This window comes from Micromonospora parva (assembly GCF_000718515.1).
Taxonomy (GTDB): Bacteria; Actinomycetota; Actinomycetes; order Mycobacteriales; family Micromonosporaceae; genus Micromonospora; species Micromonospora parva.
Genome location: NZ_JNZS01000007.1, coordinates 287,721 through 309,839, shown reverse-complemented (window position 1 = coordinate 309,839; position 22,119 = coordinate 287,721). Strand labels below are relative to the sequence as shown.

The 22,119-nt window shown below is 69.0% G+C and carries 20 protein-coding genes; 2 read left to right on the top strand and 18 right to left on the bottom strand.

From position 1 onward, the window contains the following. Positions 1-14 precede the first annotated feature (14 nt). Together IF22_RS0111000 and IF22_RS0110995 are read right to left on the bottom strand one after the other, a co-directional pair. On the bottom strand, positions 15-1,325 hold the full coding sequence (locus IF22_RS0111000) for a carbohydrate-binding protein (RefSeq protein WP_030330909.1): 1,311 nt from the start codon (positions 1,323-1,325) through the stop codon (positions 15-17). A 200-nt stretch (positions 1,326-1,525) separates the two neighbouring features. Then, on the bottom strand, positions 1,526-2,611 hold the full coding sequence (locus IF22_RS0110995) for a hypothetical protein (RefSeq protein WP_030330907.1): 1,086 nt from the start codon (positions 2,609-2,611) through the stop codon (positions 1,526-1,528). Positions 2,612-2,722: 111 nt separating this feature from the next. Here IF22_RS0110995 and IF22_RS0110990 point away from each other — a divergent pair, with 111 nt between their 5' ends. Continuing rightward, a complete protein-coding gene (locus tag IF22_RS0110990; protein WP_245233598.1) occupies positions 2,723-4,039 on the top strand; it encodes a low temperature requirement protein A in 1,317 nt (438 codons plus the stop codon). A 24-nt stretch (positions 4,040-4,063) separates the two neighbouring features. On the opposite strand, the gene IF22_RS0110985 is transcribed toward IF22_RS0110990, so the two are convergent. The 15 genes from IF22_RS0110985 to acpS all read right to left on the bottom strand — a co-directional run bounded on the left by IF22_RS0110985 (position 4,064) and on the right by acpS (position 19,382). Then, entirely contained in the window at positions 4,064-5,251 is a 1,188-nt protein-coding gene (locus IF22_RS0110985; protein ID WP_030330903.1) for an ATP-grasp domain-containing protein, read from the bottom strand. Continuing rightward, positions 5,244-6,467, bottom strand: a complete 1,224-nt coding sequence (locus IF22_RS0110980) for an ATP-grasp domain-containing protein (RefSeq protein WP_030330901.1) — start codon at positions 6,465-6,467, stop codon at positions 5,244-5,246. Before IF22_RS0110980 ends, IF22_RS0110985 begins: the two co-directional genes overlap by 8 nt. Beyond that, positions 6,433-7,716 carry an MFS transporter gene (locus tag IF22_RS0110975; protein ID WP_209444529.1) on the bottom strand — a complete coding sequence of 428 codons (1,284 nt, stop codon included), beginning with the start codon at positions 7,714-7,716 and terminating at the stop codon, positions 6,433-6,435. Before IF22_RS0110975 ends, IF22_RS0110980 begins: the two co-directional genes overlap by 35 nt. After that, complete coding sequence (locus IF22_RS0110970; protein WP_081883783.1) at positions 7,713-9,134, bottom strand: S8 family serine peptidase; 1,422 nt, start codon at positions 9,132-9,134, stop codon at positions 7,713-7,715. The genes IF22_RS0110975 and IF22_RS0110970 overlap by 4 nt, the downstream gene beginning before the upstream one ends. Beyond that, complete coding sequence (locus IF22_RS0110965; protein WP_030330899.1) at positions 9,124-10,665, bottom strand: amino acid adenylation domain-containing protein; 1,542 nt, start codon at positions 10,663-10,665, stop codon at positions 9,124-9,126. The genes IF22_RS0110970 and IF22_RS0110965 overlap by 11 nt, the downstream gene beginning before the upstream one ends. Beyond that, entirely contained in the window at positions 10,662-11,234 is a 573-nt protein-coding gene (locus tag IF22_RS0110960; RefSeq protein WP_030330898.1) for an RBBP9/YdeN family alpha/beta hydrolase, read from the bottom strand. The genes IF22_RS0110965 and IF22_RS0110960 overlap by 4 nt, the downstream gene beginning before the upstream one ends. Continuing rightward, positions 11,227-11,511 carry an acyl carrier protein gene (locus IF22_RS0110955; RefSeq protein ID WP_030330897.1) on the bottom strand — a complete coding sequence of 95 codons (285 nt, stop codon included), beginning with the start codon at positions 11,509-11,511 and terminating at the stop codon, positions 11,227-11,229. Before IF22_RS0110955 ends, IF22_RS0110960 begins: the two co-directional genes overlap by 8 nt. 1 nt (position 11,512) lies before the next feature. Then, positions 11,513-13,033, bottom strand: coding sequence for a coproporphyrinogen-III oxidase family protein (locus IF22_RS0110950; RefSeq protein ID WP_036411167.1), 1,521 nt, complete (start codon positions 13,031-13,033; stop codon positions 11,513-11,515). A gap of 18 nt (positions 13,034-13,051) precedes the next feature. Beyond that, entirely contained in the window at positions 13,052-13,342 is a 291-nt protein-coding gene (locus tag IF22_RS0110945) for a 4Fe-4S dicluster domain-containing protein (protein ID WP_030330895.1), read from the bottom strand. Between the two features lie 33 nt (positions 13,343-13,375). Further along, on the bottom strand, positions 13,376-14,470 hold the full coding sequence (locus IF22_RS0110940) for an aminotransferase class IV (RefSeq protein WP_030330894.1): 1,095 nt from the start codon (positions 14,468-14,470) through the stop codon (positions 13,376-13,378). 2 nt (positions 14,471-14,472) lie between these two features. Beyond that, complete coding sequence (locus IF22_RS0110935; RefSeq protein WP_030330892.1) at positions 14,473-15,690, bottom strand: ATP-grasp domain-containing protein; 1,218 nt, start codon at positions 15,688-15,690, stop codon at positions 14,473-14,475. Then, a complete protein-coding gene (locus IF22_RS0110930; RefSeq protein WP_030330890.1) occupies positions 15,684-16,259 on the bottom strand; it encodes a bacilysin biosynthesis protein BacA in 576 nt (191 codons plus the stop codon). Before IF22_RS0110930 ends, IF22_RS0110935 begins: the two co-directional genes overlap by 7 nt. A 12-nt stretch (positions 16,260-16,271) precedes the next feature. Next, the gene (locus tag IF22_RS0110925; RefSeq protein WP_051708320.1) at positions 16,272-17,390 is read right to left on the bottom strand and encodes a branched-chain amino acid aminotransferase; all 1,119 of its coding nucleotides are present in this window, start codon (positions 17,388-17,390) and stop codon (positions 16,272-16,274) included. After that, positions 17,383-18,588, bottom strand: a complete 1,206-nt coding sequence (locus IF22_RS0110920; RefSeq protein ID WP_030330886.1) for a DUF6421 family protein — start codon at positions 18,586-18,588, stop codon at positions 17,383-17,385. Before IF22_RS0110920 ends, IF22_RS0110925 begins: the two co-directional genes overlap by 8 nt. 347 nt (positions 18,589-18,935) lie before the next feature. After that, on the bottom strand, positions 18,936-19,382 hold the full coding sequence (acpS, locus tag IF22_RS0110915; protein WP_209444528.1) for a holo-ACP synthase: 447 nt from the start codon (positions 19,380-19,382) through the stop codon (positions 18,936-18,938). A 151-nt stretch (positions 19,383-19,533) separates the two neighbouring features. On the opposite strand from acpS, the gene IF22_RS0110910 reads away from it, so the two are divergent. Beyond that, entirely contained in the window at positions 19,534-20,619 is a 1,086-nt protein-coding gene (locus IF22_RS0110910; RefSeq protein WP_030330882.1) for a branched-chain amino acid aminotransferase, read from the top strand. A 57-nt stretch (positions 20,620-20,676) separates the two neighbouring features. Here the strand turns inward: IF22_RS0110910 and IF22_RS0110905 are convergent, their stop codons facing one another. Further along, entirely contained in the window at positions 20,677-21,906 is a 1,230-nt protein-coding gene (locus tag IF22_RS0110905; protein WP_051708318.1) for a PucR family transcriptional regulator, read from the bottom strand. Positions 21,907-22,119 lie beyond the last annotated feature (213 nt).

The following is a 22,119-nucleotide window of genomic DNA, read 5'->3' as shown; positions in this document are numbered from 1 at the left end:
GGCGCCGCCGCGTGTCAGCGGCCCTGCAGGCGCTTCACGTTGTCGCCGAAGGTCCACCCCTTCGACCCGTCCCAGTTCGCCGACCAGGTCATCAGGCCCTTGAGGCCGGGTACGGAGTTCCAGGCCTGCGTGACCAGCGACGTCGACAGGTAGCCGCCGCCCGCCCCGATCTGCGCGGGCAGACCCGGGACCTGCTTGTCGTACGGCACCCGGATCGTGGTGCCCTGGATGGTGAGGCCGTTGTTCAGGCACTGGGTCTGCACGGTGAAGCCCTGCACGGTGCCCGCCGGGTACGAGTCGCCGGCGCAGCCGTACATGCTGCCGTTGTAGTACTGCATGTTCAGCCACCAGAGCCGGCCGTTGTCCACGTACTTCTTGATGATCGGCAGGTACGAGCCCCAGATCGAGCCGTAGACGACGCTGCCGCCGGTGACGTAGGCCGTTTCCGGTGCCATGGTCAGGCCGAAGTTCGAGGGCATCCGGGCCAGCACGCCGTCGATGATCCGGATCAGGTTGGCCTGCGACGTGGACAGCGTGTTGATGTTGCCGCTGCCGGTCAGGCCGGTCTCGATGTCGATGTCGATGCCGTCGAAGTGGTAGGCCGTCAGGATCGGCACGATCGTCGCGATGAACCGGTCAGCGACCGCGCTGGAGCTGAGGTCGATGCCCGCGGCGGCCCCGCCGATCGACATCAGGATGGTCGCGCCCGCCGCTTTGGCCTGGCACATCTCGGCCGGGGTGGCGACCTTCACGCCCGCGTCCATGCCGTTCTCCCAGAGGACCGTGCCGTCCGCGCGGATCACCGGGAACGCCGCGTTGATCACGTTGTAGCCGTGCTGGTTGAGCCGGCTGTCGGTGATCGGGATCCAGCCGAGGCCGGGGTGAACGCCGTTGGAGGCGCCGTCCCAGTTCTCCCAGTACCCCTGCAACACCTTGCCGGTGGGCCGTGACTTCACCGCGCACGTCCCGCCGGTCGGTGGTGGGGTGGTCGGCGGCGGTGTGGTCGGGGGAGGCGTGGTGGGTGGCGGCGTGCTTCCCGAGCACGCACCCAGGTCACGCCAGAGCGACGGCGTCGCGGCGGGGTTCCAGCCGGCGCCGGGGTGCGCGGTGTGGGTGACCAGTGCCTGGTAGAGCCGTCCGCCGTAGGTGACCTGGCTGCCCGCCTGGTAGGTGGTGCCCTCGGCCCAGGCCGGGGCGGTGCAGGCGACCATCGCGACGGCGTTGGCCGAGGGTGCTGCCGCCGTGCTGCTGGGGACGAAGGCGACGGCGGCCGTGACGGTCATCGCCGCCCCGGCCAGCACTGCGAAGATCCGACGGCTTCTCATGGCTCACTCCCCAAGGGCTCGACGACCCGCGACCTCCACATATTGACGTTCGTGACCGTGAATATCAAGGGTTGTTTACAGATAGCACGTGGCCGTACCGCGTCGTGCCCCACGCACCACGCCGAGGGCCGTTCCAGGCCCGGCCCCGACCGGGCCGGCGGCAATGGGAACGGCTGCCGCCGGCCCGGCTCGGCGTGACGTCAGAGTCGGGAGGTGAAGGTGGCCAGGAAGCGGTGCGGGGTGACCGCGCCGGTGTTGTCGAAGCAGATGACGTCGACGTCGGCGTTGGTGGTGTACGTCCATTGCTGGGTGAGGTGGCAGTAGTTGCTGCCGGCGCCCTGCGCCACCACCTGGGCGTGCGTCTCCTTGAGGCCGATCTGTGGGAAGGTCGCCAGGTAGCGGCCGGCGGGCGCCAGCGGCGCCACGGTGTTCGCGCCGACGCCGAGCACCGAGTTGTCGTTGGTCGGCCCGCCGACGGCGGTACCCAGGTAGCCGAAGTACGACGGCGGGCCGAGGGAGCCGATCACCGGCCGGCGGCGGTGGTACGAGAGGACGAAGTCGGTGTTGACGAACGCGCCAGCCTGGTCGTAGCAGAAGACGTAGACCTGCACGTCGCTGCCGACCGCGCTCCAGGAGTAGACCTTGCACCGGCGCGGACCGGCGTTCGGCTGCACGGCGGTGACCTGCGGGTTGCCGGCGAGCACTCCGGCCAGCCCCACCCCGGGCAGTCGCACCAGGTACTGCCCGACGCCCAGCGGTCCGACAGCGTTCGCGACGCCGGTGGAGTTGTACGACTGCGTCATCAGGCCGCTGCTCCACTGCACGTACGCGTGGGAGGTGCCGGCCGGCAGCACGCCCGAGCTGGTTGTCCAGAGCACTGTGAACGGAGTGTCCTCGCGCGTGCCACCGGGACGGTGGCACTGCACGTCGACGATCTCGTCAGCGCCGGACTGGAACCAGCGGACCACCTCGCAGTAGTGACCGGTCCGGTTCACCGGGGTCACGTGGGGAACGCCCCGTGAACTGGCACCTATCTGCGGGAAGCGGACCTGGAACCGGCCGGGTGCGAGTTTGACGCCGTCGGCCCAGGCGGCCGGGAACGCGGTTTTCCAGCTGCCCCACTGCCGGCTGGTGTCCAGCACCGTCCAGACCGGCACGGTGGGGTCCTTGACGTACGCGAAGCCCCAGCGGTCGGCGGTGGCCGCCGTGGCCGGTGCCGCCGGAGCGAGTGCGCTGGCGGCCAGGACGGTGGCCAGTGCCGCGGTGACGAACGATCGGAGACGCATCTGTTCCTCCAGTCGACGGGAACATGTCGGAGAGGAGCGTGCGCGTAGTGACTCCATGGTCACAGTCGGCTACCTCGCGCTCCGGTGTCGGCTGTCCGCCACTGGCGCCTCATGGCCGATCGGCAGGTGTGTCGGGCCGGGGGCATTCTTCTGGTCCTGACTCGACGGCCTGTTCAGCGTGGTACCAATACCCAGATAGGCCAAGCCGACAGAAGTGGGCGGCCCATGTCGACAAGGGCAGCAGCGCTGCTTCGAAAGCCGGGGCAACCGCAGCGACCGAGCCTTCTGGAGCTCTTCTTCGACCTGGTCTTCGTCTTCGCTCTCAACCGGGTGTCGCAGCGGCTGGTCGAGGAGCTCACCGAGCGGCGGATCGTCCTCGTCGAGGCAGGCGAGACCCTGCTGTTGCTGCTGGCCTTCCTGGTGCTGTGGTTCGTCACGGCGTGGGTCACCGACCTCTACGACCCACAGAAACCGCAGGTCCAGCTCCTGGTCTACACGGCGATGCTCGGCGCGCTGGTGATGGCGGTGGCGGTGCCGAACGCGTTCGCCGACAGAAGTCTGGCCTTCGCTGGCGCGTACGTGGCCGTCCATATCGCTCGTGGGCTGATCATCGTGCCGATGCTGCGCGGCCATGACGCGCAGCGCCGAGCGGCCGGGGTGTTCTTCTGGTTCGCGTTGTCGGCCGTGCCCTGGCTCGCCGGCGCGATAGCCACGGATCAGGCCCGAGTGCTGTTGTGGACGCTGGCGATCGGCATCGACTGCATGGCACTGCTGCTGTTCTATCCCACGCCGTGGTCCTGCCCCACCCCACGGCAGTGGCCCGTCCTGGCCGAGTACCTGTCCGAGCGCTACCGACAATTCTTCATCATCGCCCTCGGCGAGCTGATTCTGACGACCGGCTCGGCCTACAGCGACACGTCCTCCGGGCAGGGCGGGGCAGCCGCAGCCTTCGCGGTCTCCTTCATCACGACGGTGCTGCTGTTCCGCGTCTACCTCTTCCGGGCGGGCCAGCTGTTGCCCGAGGCGATCAGAGCCTCCGCCGACCCCTCGCACCTCGTCCGGGACGCCTTCCTCGCGCACGTCCTCATGGTGGTCGGCATCGTTGCCGTCGCAGTCGGATACGAAATCGTGATCGAACACCCGTTCGGGCACACCGAAGCGGCATGGATTCTCATTGTCCTGGGCGGACCGATGCTGTTCCTGATCGGGCGGGCCCTGGTGGAACATGCCGTCTTCGACCGGGTGTCACGCTCTCGGATCATCGGCGCCGCGGTGATCGCCGGCGCCGCGCCGTTCATGATCCGGCTGCCGCCGCTGGCTGTGGCCGTCACCGCCGTCGTCGTCCTCGCCGGCATCGCCGCCTCCGACGCCATCCACGCCAGTGGCAAGCCGCCTGAACGGCCGCACCCGCCCCACCCCAGGCAGTGAGCGGTTCGGGCTAGCCGTCACGGTTCAGGCGGGGCGGGTGACGATGGTCAGCGTCCTGCGGACGAATTCCAGTGCTTCGTCGCGGAGCGCCGGGGTTTCGGCCGAGACGATGAGGTAGCCGGCGCGTTCCGCGCTCCAGGTGGCCGCCGGCACGACGTCGCCGGGATTCTTCCACCAGCCGCACGAGACGAAGGCCGGGTGTGCCTCGATCTCGGCCGTGCCCCGCATCTCGACCAGGATGCCGGGTGGCGCGATGGGGAGATAGCTCGCCGCGTACGCGACGGGGCCCGACGGTGGTTCGGGCAGGGGCATCGCCATGGCAAGCCGGACGACCATCTCGAACCAGTCCAGGCCGTAGGTGAGGCTGAGCAGATCCATGAGGTAGTCGCCGGGGGTCCGGACGGCGATCTCCATCAGGGTCGGCCCGTCGGCGGCGAGCCGGAACTCGAGGTGCACGATGCCCGTACGCATGCCGAGGGCGCTCACCACCGCGGTGCAGAACTCCGTCACCTCGGCGGCGGCCTCGTGGTCGAGCTGGACGCCGGTGCGATGCGCTATCTCGACGAAGTGGGGCGGCTCGGCGGTCTCCTTGGCGGTGAGGTTGGCCAGCCACACCTTCCCCTCGCTGATCAGCGCCTCCCAGCTGTATTCCGGGCCGTCCACAGCCGTCTCCACCAGGAGCGGACCCTCGTCGTTCCGGCGTGCCACAGCGTCCTGGAAGGCGTCCAGGCTGTCGACCAGTTCCACTCCCTCGCTTCCCGCGGCGGACAGTGGCTTCACGACGACCGGCAGGCGGGCGGTGGCCCAGTCGCGCGCCGATTCCAGGTCGCCGGTCATCAGATACTCCGGTTGGCGGATGCCCGCCGCGGCGAACAGCCCCCGTTGCAGAGCCTTGTTGCGGGAGACGGTCGCGGCGTGCAGGGACGGGCCGGGAACGCCGAGCCGGTCCTGCAGCAGGGCCGCGCCGAGCACGTTGTTCTCGGTGAACGCCACCACTCCCGCCGGCCGGCGGTCTGCCGCGGCCGCCCAGGCCCCTTCGGCCCACTGCTCGTCGTGGTTGCCGGGGGCCACCCGGATGTGGTCGACGAGCCCGCCCGTGTCGGCGGCTCGGGCCGCGCCTTCCACGGCGGCCACCCGCAGACCCAGCCGTCGCGCGGCGGCGAGGTACGGCCTGCCCATGAAACCGACCCCGACCAGCAGCAGCTCAGACATGGTTGTCCGCCTTGCCGGCGGCCGTGACCTTGACCGAGGCGAAGATGTCCCGCAGGAACTGTTCGAGCACCGCCGTGGGTGCCGGGCCGACGATACCGGCGACGGGTACGTCGTACTCGGCGTAGCTCAGCGCCTGACTGACCGGCTCGTCCTCGGTGCGCTGCACCCAGCGCCAGGTCAGCGGGCTGCGCCGGAACTCGTCCGCGCCGTCGACGGTGCAGAACCTCGCGCCCAGGGTGTGACCGGGGACGATGAACCAGCCGTACCGGGAGTCCGGGCCGGAGTCGTGCGCCTCGGGGGCGGAGGCGCCGGGCGTCGAGAGGGCCCGCAGTTGCACCGACGGCATGTGCACGCCGGTCGCCAGCTCGAAGGTGTCGGCCACGCCGGCCCCGCCGAACCTGCTGGCCACCTCGAGGAAGACCAGGCCGTCGGGCGTCTCGATGCCTTCGAGGTGGAACAGGCTCGTGGTGATGCCGACGGCCTGTAGGCAGGCGGTGGTCCACTCCACGACGGCCGGCGGGGTGTCCGTCTGCACCGAACCGAGCGGGCTGCCCTCGGCGTACCCGAGGCAGGTGCCGACGTACCGGCTGGCCTGCAGCGTGACCGGGGTGCCGTCGACGGCCAACCCGTCGACGTGGATGATCGGGCCGCTGACGAATTCCTCGATCTCGAAGCCGCTCGGGTCCGCGTCGGAGGGCAGGCCGTCGCGACGTACCGTTTCGAGGGCGGATGCGGCGGTGTCGAATACGCGTACGCCCTGGCTGGAGGCGCCGTCGAGCGGCTTGAGCACCGTCTGGCCCGACCACCCGATGTCGGCTCCGGCGAGGGCCGAGGCCAGCGGGAGATAGCGCGGCACACGCAGACCCGCCCGGGCGGCGGCGGCCTTCATCATGACCTTGTCCCGGACGGGAAGCACGTCGGCCTCGCGTGGGCCGGGCACGTCGAGGGCCTCCCGGATGCGCGCCGCGGCGATCAGGTCGAACTCGGACTGGGCGATGACCAGGTCGGGCTTCGGGTGGCCGGCGAGCGCCGCCACCACCTCGGTCTCCGTGGCGCCCGTTCCGGGCCGCTCGATCCGTGTGCCGGGCAGCCGTGCGGGCAGTGTCGCCATGCGCTCGGCCGTACCGATGAAGGTCACCTCGTGGGCTTCGAAGTCGAGGCCATCCGCGTAGCGGATGATGTCATCGGTGATTCGGTGCAGGATCAGGATGCGCATGCGGATACCTCAGTTGAAGGACCAGTGGGAGCAACAGAACGGCGACGAGAACGGACCCGAGCACCGCGCCGAGCAGTACGGCCTGCGGGCCGTGCGCGGTGGCGAAGACGGCGACGACGAAGCCCGAGACCGGCAGGGAGACCTGGTTCAGCAGGACGATGAGGCCGATCGTCTTGCCGAGGTGTTCGCGGGGGATGCGGCGGATCCGTTCGGCGCGGATGAAGACGTTCAGGATGCCGACGGTGCCGATCAGCAACGTGTAGCCGATGGCGAACTGCGTGAACGTGTTCGCCTGGCTGATCGTGAGCCCACCCAGGCAGATGATCACGAAGGTGCCCAGGATGGCGACCAGTGGGGTGATCCGCCGGGACAGTCGCGGGATGATGAAGAAGATCAGCAGGGAGAGCACGCCCTCGGCGAAGGACAGCACCCCGAAGTAGCGGTCGGGCTTGCCGAAGGTGCCGGTGGTGATGGCGGCGCTGGTCGCCATGCCGACGCCGACCATGAGGTTCACCATCATCGTCAGCCCGACGAGGCCCACGATCGCGGGGAGCTTGAACAGCGTGCGCGCACCCTCGGCCACTGAGGCCAGCACACCGCGCACCGTCGTGGGCTCGGTGTTGGTGACCGCACTGCGCAGGCTGCCGCGCAGGGTCAGGACGTTGATCGTGGTGAGCGCGAAGAGCACCCCGGTCACCAGCAGGAGATCGGTCGTTCCCAGCAGCGTGGCCAGCAGGACCGCGATGGCCGGCCCGAGCACTGTGCTCGCCTGCTCGGTGCCCTGGATGACGGACTGGGCGCGCACCATGTGCTCGGGGGGCACGAACCGGGGGAGAGTGGTCTCCATCGCGATGTACGCCTGGGCGCTGGCCAGGGACATGGACGCGGCGAGAATGCTGAGCGTCACCACCGTCGCGCCCGGCCAGGCCAGCACGGCGGCGAAGGCCCCCACGGCGAGCAGTGCCCGGACGCTGTCGGCGATCAGATAGAGCCGGTAGCCGTCGACCCGGTCGGCGAGCACCCCGGCAACGGGGGCGAAGATGACCCTCGGCAGCCACTCGACCAGGAAGACGAGCCCGCTCGCGGCGACACTGCCGGTGGTCTTGAAGACCAGCAGCGGAATGGCGAACAACAGAAACTGGTCGGCCAGCGCGGCGACCCCCCGGCCCCCGACGAAGCGCACGATCTGGTGGGGCCGGATGTCAGTTGTCGGGGACTCCCTGGCGGGGGCACGCAATGGTCCATTCACGCAGAGCTCCCCCGTCTGTCCATCGAGGAGCGTAACAGCGGCCGATCAGCAGCGACAACCCCGTCCAATCGGTGTGCGGTGAGCAGACCGTGGCCGGTGGCCGGGTTCGGGCTCTGCGCACCGCACTCGTCCCCGGTGATGGAACGACCCCGGATGACCGGAACACAATGGACGGTCAACGACTCGGCGGTGCACGGCAGACCCTGCTGAATCGCCAGTGCCACCACGCCGGCGGCGTACGCCGTGGCACCTGACGTGCCGCTCGACACCAGCCAGCCGTCATCCGCACCCGTGCCGTCGTACTTGCTGTTGCGACGGTCGAACAGGCAGCCGGGTTGGGTGGGGAAGAGGATGTAGTTGCCGTTGGGCAGCATGCCGCACGGGCCGGACACGTCCGGCACGGCCCGTCCGGGAAAGACCGCCGACCGGTAGCTGGAGGCGAGATCGGCGGCCCGCAGCTCGCCGTCCGGGCCGACGTGCACGCCCCCGACGGTGATCGCACCAGGGGTGGCGACGGACTGGAACATCGCTGTCGGCCGGTCGGTCGAGCCGTTACCGGCGGCGAACAGCACTGTGCAGCCCCGCCGGATCGCGTTGGCCACCTCGAGATGCAGATGGGGTTCCGCGCGCAACGTCCCCCAGCTGCAGGAGATGACGTCAGGTTCGAGCTGCACCGCCCGCTGGAACGCGGCGACCGGAAACGAGAAGCCCTCGGTGGCCATCTTGACCATGGTGAGCGACACGTCGGGCGCCACCGCCAGCAGCAGCGCCGACATCGCGGTGCCGTGACCGCGTTCGTCGACAGCGGGATCGAGCTGCGCCAGTGCGGGGACGACCGCGGTCCGGTAGCCGTGCTGGCGGTGATGCGGGTGGTCGTAGAGGCCGGTGTCGACCATGACGACGCGGACGCCGTCGCCGCGGACACCGGCGGCGTGCAGCGCTTCGGCTCCGGCCACCCGCACCGCGTCGCCGGGAAGGCGGAGGTGGTGCCCGGTCCCGCGCACCACCGGCGGCGACGCGGTGACGGTCAGCTCGAATCCGGAACGTGGCACCGAGACCGCACTGATGAGGTCGGTGCACACCCGGGAACGCAGTGGACCCCGCGCCACGAGTTCGTAGCGGGGGGAGTCGCGGATGTACTTGTTGCGGACCACGCCGACGGCGCTGCCGAAGACGTCCCCGAGCAGGCTCTGCTCGCCGCTGACGGTCAGGCCCACGTCGGTTCGGGCCTCGATCGCGAGGCCTTCCCGGAGCAGCGCCTCGGCGACCCGGTCGACGGTGGCCGGCGTGGGGAGGAACTCCTCGACACCGTGGCGCAGCAGCTCGGCGGGGTCGGTGAGGCTGCGCCCGCTCGCCGCCCGTGGGACAACTGTCAGCACACCCCGCCGGGTGAACGCGGCTATCTCGTCATCGATCATCGGAGGTCACCAGGTCGCGCAGGCGGGAGCGGTCGAGTTTGCCGGTCGGTGTCAGGCCGACGTCGCCCTCGTCGATCATGACGATCTTGGCCGGGACCATGTACGGCGGCAACACCCGGGCCAGCTCGGCCCTCAGGTCGGTTTCGGCGCCGGTCCGGTCGGCGGCCAGGACGAAGAGCGTGATGGCCCGGCCGGCGACCCGGTGCTGGGTCACCACCGCGCAGCAGTCGACCACCCAGTCCACGGCCAGCGCCGCGGCTTCGACCTCGGAGGTGTGCACGAGGTTTCCGGCGATCTTCACGGCATCGTCGCGTCGGCCGACGAAGACGAGCTGACCGGCGCCGGTGCGCCGAACGAAGTCGCCCGACCGGTAGTACCGGATCTCGGGGGAGCCGCGTGTGATCAGCAACTGCTCGGTCCTCGCCCGCTCCTCGCAGTAACCCAGCATGACCTGCGGGCCGCCGATGAGCAGCTCACCCGTGTCGCCGTCGGGCACCGGTCGCAGGTCGTCGTCGACGATCAGGACGTCGACGGCGGGCAGCGGGGTCCCGATCGGCAGGTACTCGTCATCGTGGCCGGCGATGTCGTCGGTCACGTACAGGGTGGCGCTGTGCGTGGTCTCGGTCGGGCCGTAGCCGTGCACATAGGTCAGACCCGGAAGCTTCTTGTCCATCGCCCGCAGCAGCGAGGTCGGGCACGACTCCCCGCCGAACCACAGGCGGCGCAGGGAGCTCAGGTCGCGGCGGTCGATGTCGCTGAACCGCCCGAGCAGCATCCGGATGACCGAGGGCACCAGCAGCACGTCGGTGATGCCCCACTGCTCGCACGCCTGCGTGACCTGGCCGGCCATCGACAGCCGGGGCAGCAGGTGCACGCTGCCGCCGACCAGGAAGGTGGAGTACAGGTCGACAACGGACGCGTCGAAGAACAGCGGCGCCACGTTCAGGTATCGCATCCGTTCCGGAAAACCGACCACCTGCTGTACGCCCTCCAGCAGCGCGCACACACTGCGGTGGCTGATCATGACGCCCTTCGGGCCGCCGGTCGATCCCGAGGTGAAGATGACGTACGCCTGGTCGTCCGGCGTCCTGTCCCCGTACGCCGACGGCCGGTAGTCGGCCTCAGCCGACACGTCCCAGGAGTCACCGGCGACCACCAGAGTGCCGGCCGCCGCCTCGGCGAGCAGCCCGAGATACCGCGGATGCGCCACCGTCACCGTCGGGCGGCACCTGGCGAACTGCACCGCGGTCCGGGCCGGCGGCAACGACTCGTCGACGGGGACGTACCGCGCACCGAGTCGAAGCGCCGCCACCATGCAGACCACCGAGTCGATGGACTTGTCCATCACCATCGCGACGGTGCCTTGCCGGCCGACGAGGGGAGCCAGCAGGTCGGTCAGGGCCTGGACCCGCCGAGCCAGCGTCCGGTAGGACACCTGGACGCTGGTGGCCAGATCGACCACCGCCACGGCGTCGTCGTCGTGGCGGCGGTCGATGACCTCGTCGACGAAGCGGAGCGGGCCACCGGTCACCTGTCGACCATCTCGAGTTGCCGGCACACCGCCTCCAGCAGTTCCGGGAAGGTGTCCAGCTTCTGGTCGTACGACCCGAAGTGGCCCATCCCCTCCAGCACCGTCAGCCGGCTGCCGGTCAGTCGGTGCAGCTCCCGGGCCACGTCGAGGGGGACCCACGGATCGTCCGTCGAGTGGAACTGGACGATGAAGCGTTGGTTCCGCTTGATCGCCGCCCAGTCCCACGGCTGGTCGAAGAATCCGCTGCGCCGTTCGAGTTCGAAGCCGCAGTCGGTGTGGTGCCCGGCCACCACGAAGGTGCCCAGCAGCGGCGCCGACTCCGCGTACCGCAGTGCGGTCAGTGCTCCCGACGAATGCCCGACGATGACCGTCTGGTCGTCCGGACGGATGACGTCGGTCAGGTAGGGCAGCCAGTACCGCATCCGACCCTTGATCGGATCGGGGAAGGTCTGGGCCACCACGTTGTGGCCCCGAGCCTCAAGCTCCCGTTTGAGGTACGGGAACCAGATGCCGTCGATGGTTGCTCCGGCGTTGCCGTGCACCAGGACGACCCGTACCCCATCAGACATAGGAGTCGTCGTTGAGCTGGTCCTCGAGCATGGTCGCGAGCGAGCCGAGGGTGGCGAAGTGCTCCACCGTCAGCAGCTCCGGTTCGAGTTCGATGTCGTAGTACGACTCGAAGGCCAGCGTCAGCTCGATCATCTGGGTGGAGTTCAACGAGAGCCCGCCGTTGAACAGGGGCGTGTTCGAGGTCAACTCGACGTCGTGGTTCGGGAAGACCTCGGCTGCGATCTTGCGCAGGTCGTCCTCGATGTCGGCGCGGGTCTTCCGGTCGGTGCTCGTCACGTCAGCCCGCCTTCGGCGCGGTGCTGGAGTCGGCTGGACGGGTCGCCAGCTTGGACTGCAGGAAGACCGGTGTGCGGGGGATGTTCATCTCGTCCTGGTGGAACGGGTTGCGCTTGTTCTTCAGGGAGAGGTACATGGTGCGCCGGGCCCGCGCCTTCTCCTCGTCGGAGTAGAACAGGAAGGCGATGTTGCCGGCGTTCTCCCGGCCGACCTCGGTGAGGGTGATGTCCTCGTCGGTCTCGATCGCGTACCCGCTCTCGACCATCCAGTTGATCTCCCGGCGGTACTTCTCCAGGTTGGCGACGTCCGCCTTGCGTACGGTGCCGAAGACCGGGAAGAACACCATCACCCGGTTCTCGACCTCGTCCTCACTGCAGATCCGGCCCTGCTCGATCGGGATGATGCCGTCCTCGACGTCCTTGATCCAGCGGTCCACGTTGGTGTGGTTGCGGTAGCTCCGCTCACCCATGTAGTTCTCGGCGGCCGGGCCGATGCCCAGTGTGTAACTCGCCCGGTAGCCGTTGCCGCCGCAGGCGTGGTCCAGCCCGATCGGGCCGGTCTCGTCGAGGTGGGTGAAGAAGTTGATCAGGAGCTGCTTGTCGTACCCGTAGTCGGCCAGGCTCTCCTTGATCTGGCGGTACTGGACCCGCTCGATGCTGCCGGACGGCAGCACGTCGCTCACCTTGCCGGCCCGGATCTGCTTGTCGAGCCGGGTGCCCTCCCACTGGTTGAACCGGTACGTCTGCACGAAGCTGGGGCGCAGCTCGGCGCAGATGCCGTGAATGTCGGAGGCGAGGATCTCGTCGGTCTGACCGGCGAGGTTGTACATCAGGTCCAGCGCGAAGGTCCTGATCCCGGCTTTGCGGATGTTCTCCGCCGTCTGGTAGACCTGCTCGACGGTGGCCTTGATGGTCAGCTTGCGCCGGATCTCCTCGTTGAGCGTCTGCACGCCGAACGAGATGCGGGTGATCCCCAGGGACTTGAGCATCTCGATGTAGCCGTCCGTGGACAGGCCGAGCGGGCTGCCCTCCAACGAGATCCCGTCGACCTCGCTCAGGTCGAACTCGCGGTGCACGGCCTGGATGATGGTCGCCATCGACTCCTGGTCGAGCGCCGACGGCGTGCCCCCGCCGAACTGCACGTACTTGATCTTCGTGCCCTGGAAGTACGCCGAGCGGGCGTTGCGCTCGATCTCCTTCACCATGGCCTTGACGAACCGCACCCGCTGCTCGCCCTGGTACTTCGCCGAGGACTCCTTGAAGCAGGCGCAGAAGTTGCAGAACGCCTCGCAGAAGGGGATGTGGAAGTACAGCAGGATGTTCGTCTGCTGCGGGTGCGTCTGACGGTCGAGGAAGGAGAAGTACTCCGCCTTCTCCTGCTCGGTCCGCAGGGCGTCCTGGAAGCCGCAGATCTTCGGGTAGAACCAGGTGACGTTGGTCCGCTTCTCCGGGCTCTCGAAGTCGTCCTTGAGGTAGAAGTTCGAATCGAGACCGAGCATGAACGAGTTCTCGATGGTAGTCATGTCTGTCGATCCCATCCCTTATGAGGCGGACTTCTTGCTGACGGAATTGGCGTCGCTCTGGTAGATCACCGGGTACTGCTGGCTCATCTCACCGTTGATCAGGATCCACTCGAACTTGTCCTCGGGCAGCTCGACATCGGCCCAGATGGCTTCCGGCGGACATTCGGCAACGCAGGCGTTGCAGTCGATGCACTCCTCCGGATTGATGTAGAGCATCTCCGGGCCTTCGTGGAAGCAGTTGACCGGGCAGACGTCCACGCAGTCGGTGTACTTGCACCCGATGCACGCATCGGTGACGACGTAGGCCATGATCAGATCTCCTGACGGGTTGCGCTGCCGTGGTCAGGCGTGGACAGTCGAAACTTCGGTGAGCCGGCGCATCCAGCCGAACCGGTCGATCACCTCGCCGCGGTGCAGGCCCCCGAGCACCTCTCGGAGGTGCGACGCCACGGCCACGCTGCCGGGCAGTCGGTATTCCTCCCCGCGATAGCCGAGGCCGTTGATGGACACGACGCCCTCGACCGTGCCGGTGCCGAAGCACTCGGTGATCCGGCCGTCGCTGATGCCCTGCAACACCTCCGCCAACGGAACCGGCCGTTCGACGACAACGGTCCCGGCGTCACGGGACAGCTTGATGATCGAGTCGCGGATGATCCCCGGCCGTACGGTGCCGTCCAGCGACGGCGTGGTCAGGACGCCGTCGATGACGAAGAACGCGTTCATCGCGCCGACCTGTTGGACAGTGCGCTCCGGATCGCCGCCCACCCACAGCACGTGGTGATAGTCGTAGTTGGCGGCGATCTCCCGCGGGACCAGCCCCGGCCCGTAGTTACCGACGGCGTTGATGTCCCCCGTGCCGCCCGGCCACGCCCGCACGTAGTCGTCCACGACCATCGCCCGCACCGGCACGTCGCTGGGAGCCGGCCGGGTCAGCGGGCTCGCCACGATCGTGAACAGGCACTCCTCGGCCGGGGCGACCTCGAGTGACGAGCCGTTGCCGGCCAGGACGGAGTGCAGCAGCAGCGCCGACCCGGGCTGCGCCGGGATCCACGCCTCGTCCAGGTCCACGAGTCGGCGGATCGCGAGCCAGACGCGGTCGAAGTCGAGTTGCGGGAGCGCCATCCGCCGGGCCCCCTTGTTGAGCCGCTTGATGTGGCTGTCCGGGCGGTACACCGACACGGACCCGTCGGTCATCCGGTAGGCCGCGAGGTCGTCGAAGACCGCCTGTCCGTGGTTCAGGGCCGAGGACGTGGGCCGTACGGACGGCAGCGCGTCCCGGTCGGCGATGACCGTGCCCTGCCAGGACCGCCGCTTGCTCCACCGCATCGAGTACGCGTGATCGGTCAGAACGCCGCCCGGGCGCGTCGGCGCGTCGGCCGCCGGCTTCGAACGGGGTGCGGTCGTCGCCTCGACGATCAGATCGTTGTCCTTGCTCACGATCAGCTGCCTTCCTTGTCGGATATATCGACCCGCACGTCGCGGAGCACGGCGCCGACCAGGTCCTCGACCCGGCCGGGATCGCCGACGAAATAGACCTGCGCGACCCGGTTGTGGAAGATGTCGTCGGGGTCGAGCGCGGCGCCGCGCTCGGCCTCGAAGACGATCCGGTCGAACTCGTCGGCATCGAGAAACGCCTCGATGCCGGACACACTGCCGGCGAAGGCGCCCGGCCGATCGGTGGTGACGAAGGCGACCCCGGCGCTCGCCGACGAGACCGGCTCGTCCAGGTAACGGCCGCCCCGCGCCGCCTCAGCCGTCGCCAGGTAGAGATCCACCCCAGGGCCCGCCATGATCAGTTCGGGGATGCAGTCGCCGGCCAACCGCGCACCCACCTCGATCAGCACCGGACGGCCGTCCGCGGCGATGCGGGTCTCGATGTGGAACGGCCCGACGGTGATGTCGAAGGCGGCGACCACCTGCGCGGCGAACTCGTGCAGCAGCTGTCCGTGCGGTGAACTCCGTGGCGGCGTGGCGACGTGGCCCATCTCGAAGAACTGCGGCAGCGCGCTGACGAGTTTCGTGGTGATGCTGACGAGATGCAGCCCGGCCGCGTCCACCCAGCCCTCCAGAGAGAACTCGGGGCCCTCGACGTACTCCTCGACCAGGGCGACCCGCCGCGGATCGTGGTGGAACTTGACCTCGCCGTACCGGTGGATCTCCGCGCACGCGCGCTGGTATTCGTCCGCGTCCCGGACGAGGCGCACCATCAGGCTGCCGCCCCAGTCGGCCGGCTTGACGACCGCCGGGAACGCGAAGGGACATTCGCCCACATCGTCGGCCGGGACCGTGATCGATGCCGGGACGGCGATGCCGTGCTTGACGCAGCGCTCCCGCATCACGTCCTTCTGCCGGACGGCCTCGGCCGTATCCTGGCTCAGCGCCGGCAGCCCGAGGGCGCGGGCCAGCTCGGCCGCCGGGCCGACGGTGTACTCGAAGCCCGCGATGACGCCGGTCGGCGTCACCCCCAGCCGGTCGACGAGCGCCAGCAGAGCGGGGACGCCGTGGTCCGGATGCCAGTCGACGACGCGCGCGCCGGAGTGGACCTCCGCCGGCAGCAGGTCGGGAAACTGCGTCGGGATCAGGCACGGGACACCGGCCGCCACCAGCCGGCTCGCCAGCTGGATCCCGGCCGAGAGCGGCTGGACGATTATCAACACGCGGCGCCGGCCTTCCCCACGTGCAGGGTGAACACCATCGGCACCGGACCGAAGTTTTCCAGCGTCCGCAGCCCCTGGGCCTGGGCCGCGCGGTCGGTGGTCACGCAGGCGTCGTAGTCGCCCGCGGCGCAGGCGGCGGCCGCCACCGAGTTGCTGCTCGCGTACGAGATCGTGCCCCGATTCGTCACCAGGCAGCTGGGGGCGGGATGGGTGACGATGGTGGTGACGGACTGCTGGCCCGGCCGCGCGGCGAGCACCATGTCGTACGTGTCCAGGATGAAGCTGTCGGCCATCGTGAGCCGATGGAGATTACCGAACACCAGGTCGTGCAGGCGCGGATAAACGGCACAGGCGAGGATCGCCTCGCTGCCGTCGAACGCCATGACGTCGAGGCCATCCTCGACCTCGGCGTGCAGGACCACCCGGCCCTGGCGCTGTCGGTCGGCGAACCAGCGGTGCGCGGCCTTCTCCAGGTTGGTGCCGGTCGGCCCGAGCGTGTGGATGGTGGTGACGTGCGGCAGTTCGGTTGAGCTGGAACCCGCTGTGGAACGGCCGTTGGCGTCAGGCATCCGCCATCTCCCTTACTGTCGGTCGGTCGAGCTGTGAACGGATGCAAGGTCTTTGCGTACGCTCCGCAGCCATCCGTGGGTGTCCGGGCGGCTGCCGTGCTGGATCTCCATGAGCGTGTGCCGCACCCGGGCGGTCACCACGCCTTCCTGCCCGTCCCCGATCGTCACGTCGTCGTCTCCGTCGGCGATCCGGCCGACCGCCACGACCACGGCGGCGGTCCCGCACGCGAACATCTCGACGAGTCGCCCGGACCGGGCGCCGGCCATGAGGGCGTCGATCGGGGTCGGCTCCTCGGTGACCGGAATGCCGAGCTCACCGGCGAGGGTGATGACGCAGTCGCGGGTCACGCCCCGCATGATCGTCCCCTGGCACGGCGGGGTGGTCAGCCGCACGCCGTGCCGCTCGTCGTCGTCGCGCCAGACGAAGAAGACGTTCATGCCGCTGAGCTCTTCGACCCAGCGGAACTCGAGGCCGTCGAGCCACAGCACCTCGTCGTAGCCGCGCGCCTGGGCTCGCTTGCGGGTCAGCAGGCTGGCGGCGTAGTTGCCGGAACACTTCGCCTCGCCCATCCCGCCGCGCACCGCGCGTACCGTGTCCGCCGAGGTCAGCACGGAGATCGGGGTGAAGGCCCGGCCGAAGCAGGGGTCGGCCGGATACGCCAGGAAGGTGCACCGGTAGCGCCGCGAGTCGCGGAGCCCGAGCTCGGCCTCGGTCGCGATCATCAACGGGCGCAGGTAGAGGCCCTGGCCCGGCTCCTCGGGAAGCCAGCCGTCGTCAACGGCGACGAGCTGAGCGCAGGCGTCCAGGAACAGGTCGGCCGGCATCTCGGCCATCGCCAGCCGACGCGCCGACCGGGCCAGCCTGCGGGCGTGGTCGGCGGGGCGGAACAACGCGGCGGAGCCGTCGGGCTGGCGGAACGCCTTCAGGCCCTCGAAGACGCTCTGTCCGTAGTGCAGCACGAGGGTGCCGGGATCCATGGTCATCGGGGCGTACGGCTCAACGGAGAGGTCGGACCAGCCGCGCTCGGCCGACCAGTCGACGACCGCGGTGTTGTCGGTGTGGAACCGGCAGAAACCGGGATCGCGAAGGGCAACGGCACGGTCGGTGATGGTCGGGATCCCGTCAGACATGGACCTCACTGCCCCAGAGGCTCAGGGATGCCCGGGGGCCGCCGTACCTGTCCGCCTTGTTCTCCGGTTCCAGTAGCAATCTCTCGTACAGGAAATCGGTGACCTTCTCGCGATAGGACTCGTCGTCGGTGATCGCCTCGAATTCCTCGATCGTCCGGACGAGTTCCTTGGCCGATGCGACGATTTCCGCCTTGCCGGCCAGACTGCGCCGGCCGTCGTCGCCGATGGTGAACAGGCCGTGCTCGGCAAGCCAGGTGCCGAGGGCGAAGCCGGTCCCGGAGTCGAAGTTGCGCAACGGGCGTGGCTCGGCCGGGTAGCGGAAGAGCCTTTCCAGGATGATGTACTCGAAAATGATGTCGCCGTAGGGCACCGACTCCTCGTGGCAGGCGATCGCCGACTTCAGATCGACCTTGAGCTCCTCGGCGAGACCGGGGCGCCATTTCGTCTTCAACGCCAGGTGCTGATCCAGTGGACGGGGCCCGGTGTGGTGGTAGTAGTCGTGCAGGTAGCCCCAGACGCAGCGCGCCTGATAGACGTCCTCCGGGTCGACGTCGGCGGACGCCAGCACCTTCGTGTCGGCGAACGGGGAACCGACACCACAGAGCCGCGCCACGATTTCCAGCGTGCGGGCGTAGATGGTGGTGTGCCGGTTGAAGAAGAACCAGGCGAACGACTGATCCACTGTGGGACTGGCCGTCGGAATGTTCTCCGGGAAGAAGACGACGCAGTTTCCGTCGCGCAATCCTGGGGAGGCGGAAAGGAGTCGGGTCGATTGGAAAACCGCTTTGTCGTGCGGATAGCGCGACTGAAGTTCGGCGGTGCAGTCCGGGTCCTGGCGGACGACCGTGAACGCCTCGAGGAAGGCGCCGCGGGAGCCGTCGCCGTTGGGCAGGGTGACCGGTCCGACGAAGGCGGCGGCTTCTCCGTCCTCCGGCGCGGGAACGGTGTCACGGGTCGCGTCGAAGGCCGGCTTCGCCAGGAAACCGGAGTCTGACCAGGCACGCAAGTCGTGGACCGTCGCCTCGATCTGACGCGTCGGCATCAGCGGAGCGAGCTGCTCGATGTCGCGGCAGAGCTGGTCGAGGTGCGCGAGGGCCTGATCGCCGTCGCCACGGATCTGGGCCGCGCGGATCAGGCCGGCGGCCGGCACTATGCGACGCTCGAATTCCAGGAGCTGAGAGAGCGTGCGTGGTTCCACAATATCCCCTCGGCAGCAGCATCGACGCCGTTACGGCGTCCCACCCCGTGATGCACCTCGAAGTATGCACGAAAGTTCCCCATCCCCCGAGGAACCGCTTGATCGAAATCCTCTGGGGCTGATCCGGGTCCGTCAAACGACTCTCGCTATCTGGGATATCGACAGGAGTGACTAGAGGTATTGCCGGTCTTGACTGCCCCTTGTTTTGCCCGATTGCGAGGTAAATATCGGCTGATGGCCAGTGTCGAACCTCCACACTGAATGGCTAAAGTCAACAATGTGGCATCGACGGTCAATCAAATCATATGAGCGCAATGTCCAACTTGGACGAATAGATTAGGAAGCGTTCAGGCCGGTTGGCCCACGCCCGCGACGAAGGCGTGCGCCAGATGTCGGGTGTGCGTCAGGGTGATCAGCCAGGAATGGACACCGGCCGCCTCGGCGAGCGCCGCCGCGCGCCCGGCCAGGGCCAGTTCCGGCTGCCCGGAGTGCCGGCGCACCACCTCGATCTCCCGCAGGGCCGCCCCGCTCAGGCCGGTGCCGAGAGCCTTCAACACCGCCTCCTTGGCGGCGAAACGGACGGCGAAGCGTTCCGCCGGGTCGCGTTCGAGCAGGCAGTACGCGCGCTCACCCGCGGTGAAGTGCCGCTGCGCGAAGCGCGGCTGCCGGGCCAGCAACGCCCGGATGTCGTCGACGTCGACGAGGTCGGTGCCCGCACACACGACCACCCGGCCCACCACCTGGCGGGCGGCGCTGTCGGCGGCCGCGACGATCCGCTCGTCACCCCGGCTCACCGGCGCACCGTCCCTCCCGAGTCGCCGCAGTCTGCCTATGACCGGCGACAATACGGTCGGTATTCTGCACCTGTCATCCGACAAACTTCCCCTGCGTGTTCGTTCTCGGTGACTGAGCGCCCAGGGATGCGGCCATTGAGAGGACCCGGCCATGAGCCTGCCGTTCCCGTTGCAGCAGAATCCGAACCCGGCCAGCGCGCAGCGGCGAGCCGAGATCATGGCGAATCCGGGGTTCGGCACCTACTTCACCGACCACATGGCACGGGCGGTGTGGAGGCCGGACGGCGGCTGGCAGGATTCCGAGATCGTCCCTTTCGGCCCGATCCTCATGCACCCGGCCGCGGCGGTGCTGCACTACGCGCAGGAGATCTTTGAGGGGATGAAGGCGTACCGGCACGCCGACGGCTCGATCTGGTCGTTCCGGCCGCAGGCCAACGGCGAGCGCTTCGCCCGGTCCGCCCGACGGCTGGCACTGCCCGAACTGCCGGTGCCGGACTTCATGGCCTCGGTCGAGGGGCTGGTCCGGGCCGACCAGGTGTGGGTGCCGGACGAGGACGAGTACAGCGTCTACCTGCGACCGTTCATGTTCGCGTCCGAGCCGTTCCTGGGGGTTCGGCCGGCGAAGGAGATCACCTACATGGTGATCGCCTGCCCGGTCGGCGCGTACTTCTCCGGTGGTGTCAAGCCGGTCTCCATCTGGCTCTCCACCGAATACACCCGGGCGGCGCGCGGCGGCACGGGTGAGGCGAAGTGCGGCGGCAACTACGCCTCCAGCCTGGCGCCGATGGTCGAGGCCGCCGAGCACGGCTGTGAGCAGGTCTGTTTCCTGGACGCCGCCGAGGGCCGCTACGTGGAGGAGTTGGGCGGCATGAACCTCTACTTCATCACCGCCGACGGCAAGATCATCACTCCGGAACTCGGCACCATCCTCGAGGGCGTCACCCGGGGGTCGATCCTCATCCTCGCCAAGGACCTGGGCCTGGAGGTCGAGGAGCGCCCGGTGGAGATCCGGGAATGGCAGGAGGGCGTGGCGTCCGGCGCGATCACCGAGGTCTTCGCGTGTGGCACCGGCGCCGTGGTCACGCCGGTCGGGCGTCTGGTCTGGGACGGCGGCGAGGTGACGGCACCGAAGGCCGGTGCCGAGGACTCGGTGACCATGCGGCTGCGCCGGCATCTGCTCGACATCCAGTACGGCCGGGCCGCCGACCCGCACGGCTGGATGACCCGCCTGGTGTGACGAGGACCGTCCGCTCGGTCGCGTCGCTGTTCGCGGCCACGCCACGGGCGGGCGGCGTCACGGTGTGCGGTAGTGGCCCGTGAGCCGACCGAGCTTCATGGCCAGGTGCAGGCACAGGCGTTCGTTGCCGTCCTTGAGGTCGGTCCCGGCGAGCTGTTCCACCCGCTGCAGCCGGTAGTACAGCGTGGTCCGGTGCAGTCGCAGTTTCTCGGCGGTCGCGTGCGCGTTGCCCGCCAGGTCGAGGTAGGCCTCAAGGGTCTCCAGCAGCACCTGGTGGGCGTCGTCGCGCAGCAGCCGCTCCAGCCCGGGATGGACTCCCGCGACGTCCAGATGCTGGCTGTCCAGCTGGGAGAGCACCCGGTAGATGCCCAGGCCGGCCCAGGAGATCACCCGGCCGAGCGCGGGCAGTTGGGTGCCGACCCGGGCCGCCTGGGCGGCCTCCTGGTAGGACGCGACGGCGCTGGACAACTCGGCGCGGGGCTGGCCGATCCCGGTCACGGTCCGGTCCACCGACGCCAGACCCCGGGTCGCGGTGCTCAGCGCCGCGTCCAGGTGCGCGGCGGAGGCCTCCGGCGTGGGGCGGCCGGCGATCCGGTCGCCGCAGACCAGCAGCACCCCGTGGTCGTGCCAGACCAGGTGCAGCGTCTCCCGTACGCCGATCCACCGACGGGTGGTGACCAGGGCCTGCTCCAGGGCGATCCGGGCCACCTCGTCGGGTTGCCGCCCACCGGTCGGCACGAGCTGCGCGACGAGCGCGACGGTAGATCCGTCGGCGGCCACCACGCCCTCATCCAGCAGCGCCCGCGCCGCGTGCTCCCGCGCCTGCCGGCCCTCCACCAGGAGGGTTCGGGTGGCCTCGGTCTCCCGCTGCGAGGCGAGCTCACCGAGCAGGTTCTCCCGGTAGAGGGCCAGGGACAGGTCGGTGAAGGCGCCGGCCGCGGTGGCGATGTCGGCATCGGTCATCGAACCGTCGGCGTCGATGAACCAGACGAACCCGAGCAGCAGGTCGTCGTGCCGGATCGGTACGCAGACCCTCGCCAGCAGGTCCAGCTCGGCGCACGCCGGGGTGCGGATCGGTGCGCGCGCCGTGAGCACACCCTTCCCCCGGAACCAGGCGATCACCTCCGGCGTCGTCTGCCGACGCAGGATCGACATCCGGCGGACGTCGTCCATCGGGCCGTCGTGCTCGCTGTAGGCGACCACCCGTTGCCGCCGGTCCTCGATGAGGGCGGGTCGCCCCACCCGGGCGGCGACGGCGTCGACGATTCGCTGGAGCTCACCGTGCATGTATCTCCCATGGTTGCGCTGCGTGACAGGGATCGCGCGACCGTCAGTCCTTACCCTCCGGTGCGGATGGGCCATTGCGCAAGGTCCACTGTCGAAGTCGCGACATAAGGACGGACGGCACCGCGACTGTTCCGGCATCTGTCCGAAGACCGGGGATGACAGACGTTCCTAAGGTTCCGGTACGGACCGCACCGGTGCCCCGCGCACGATGCG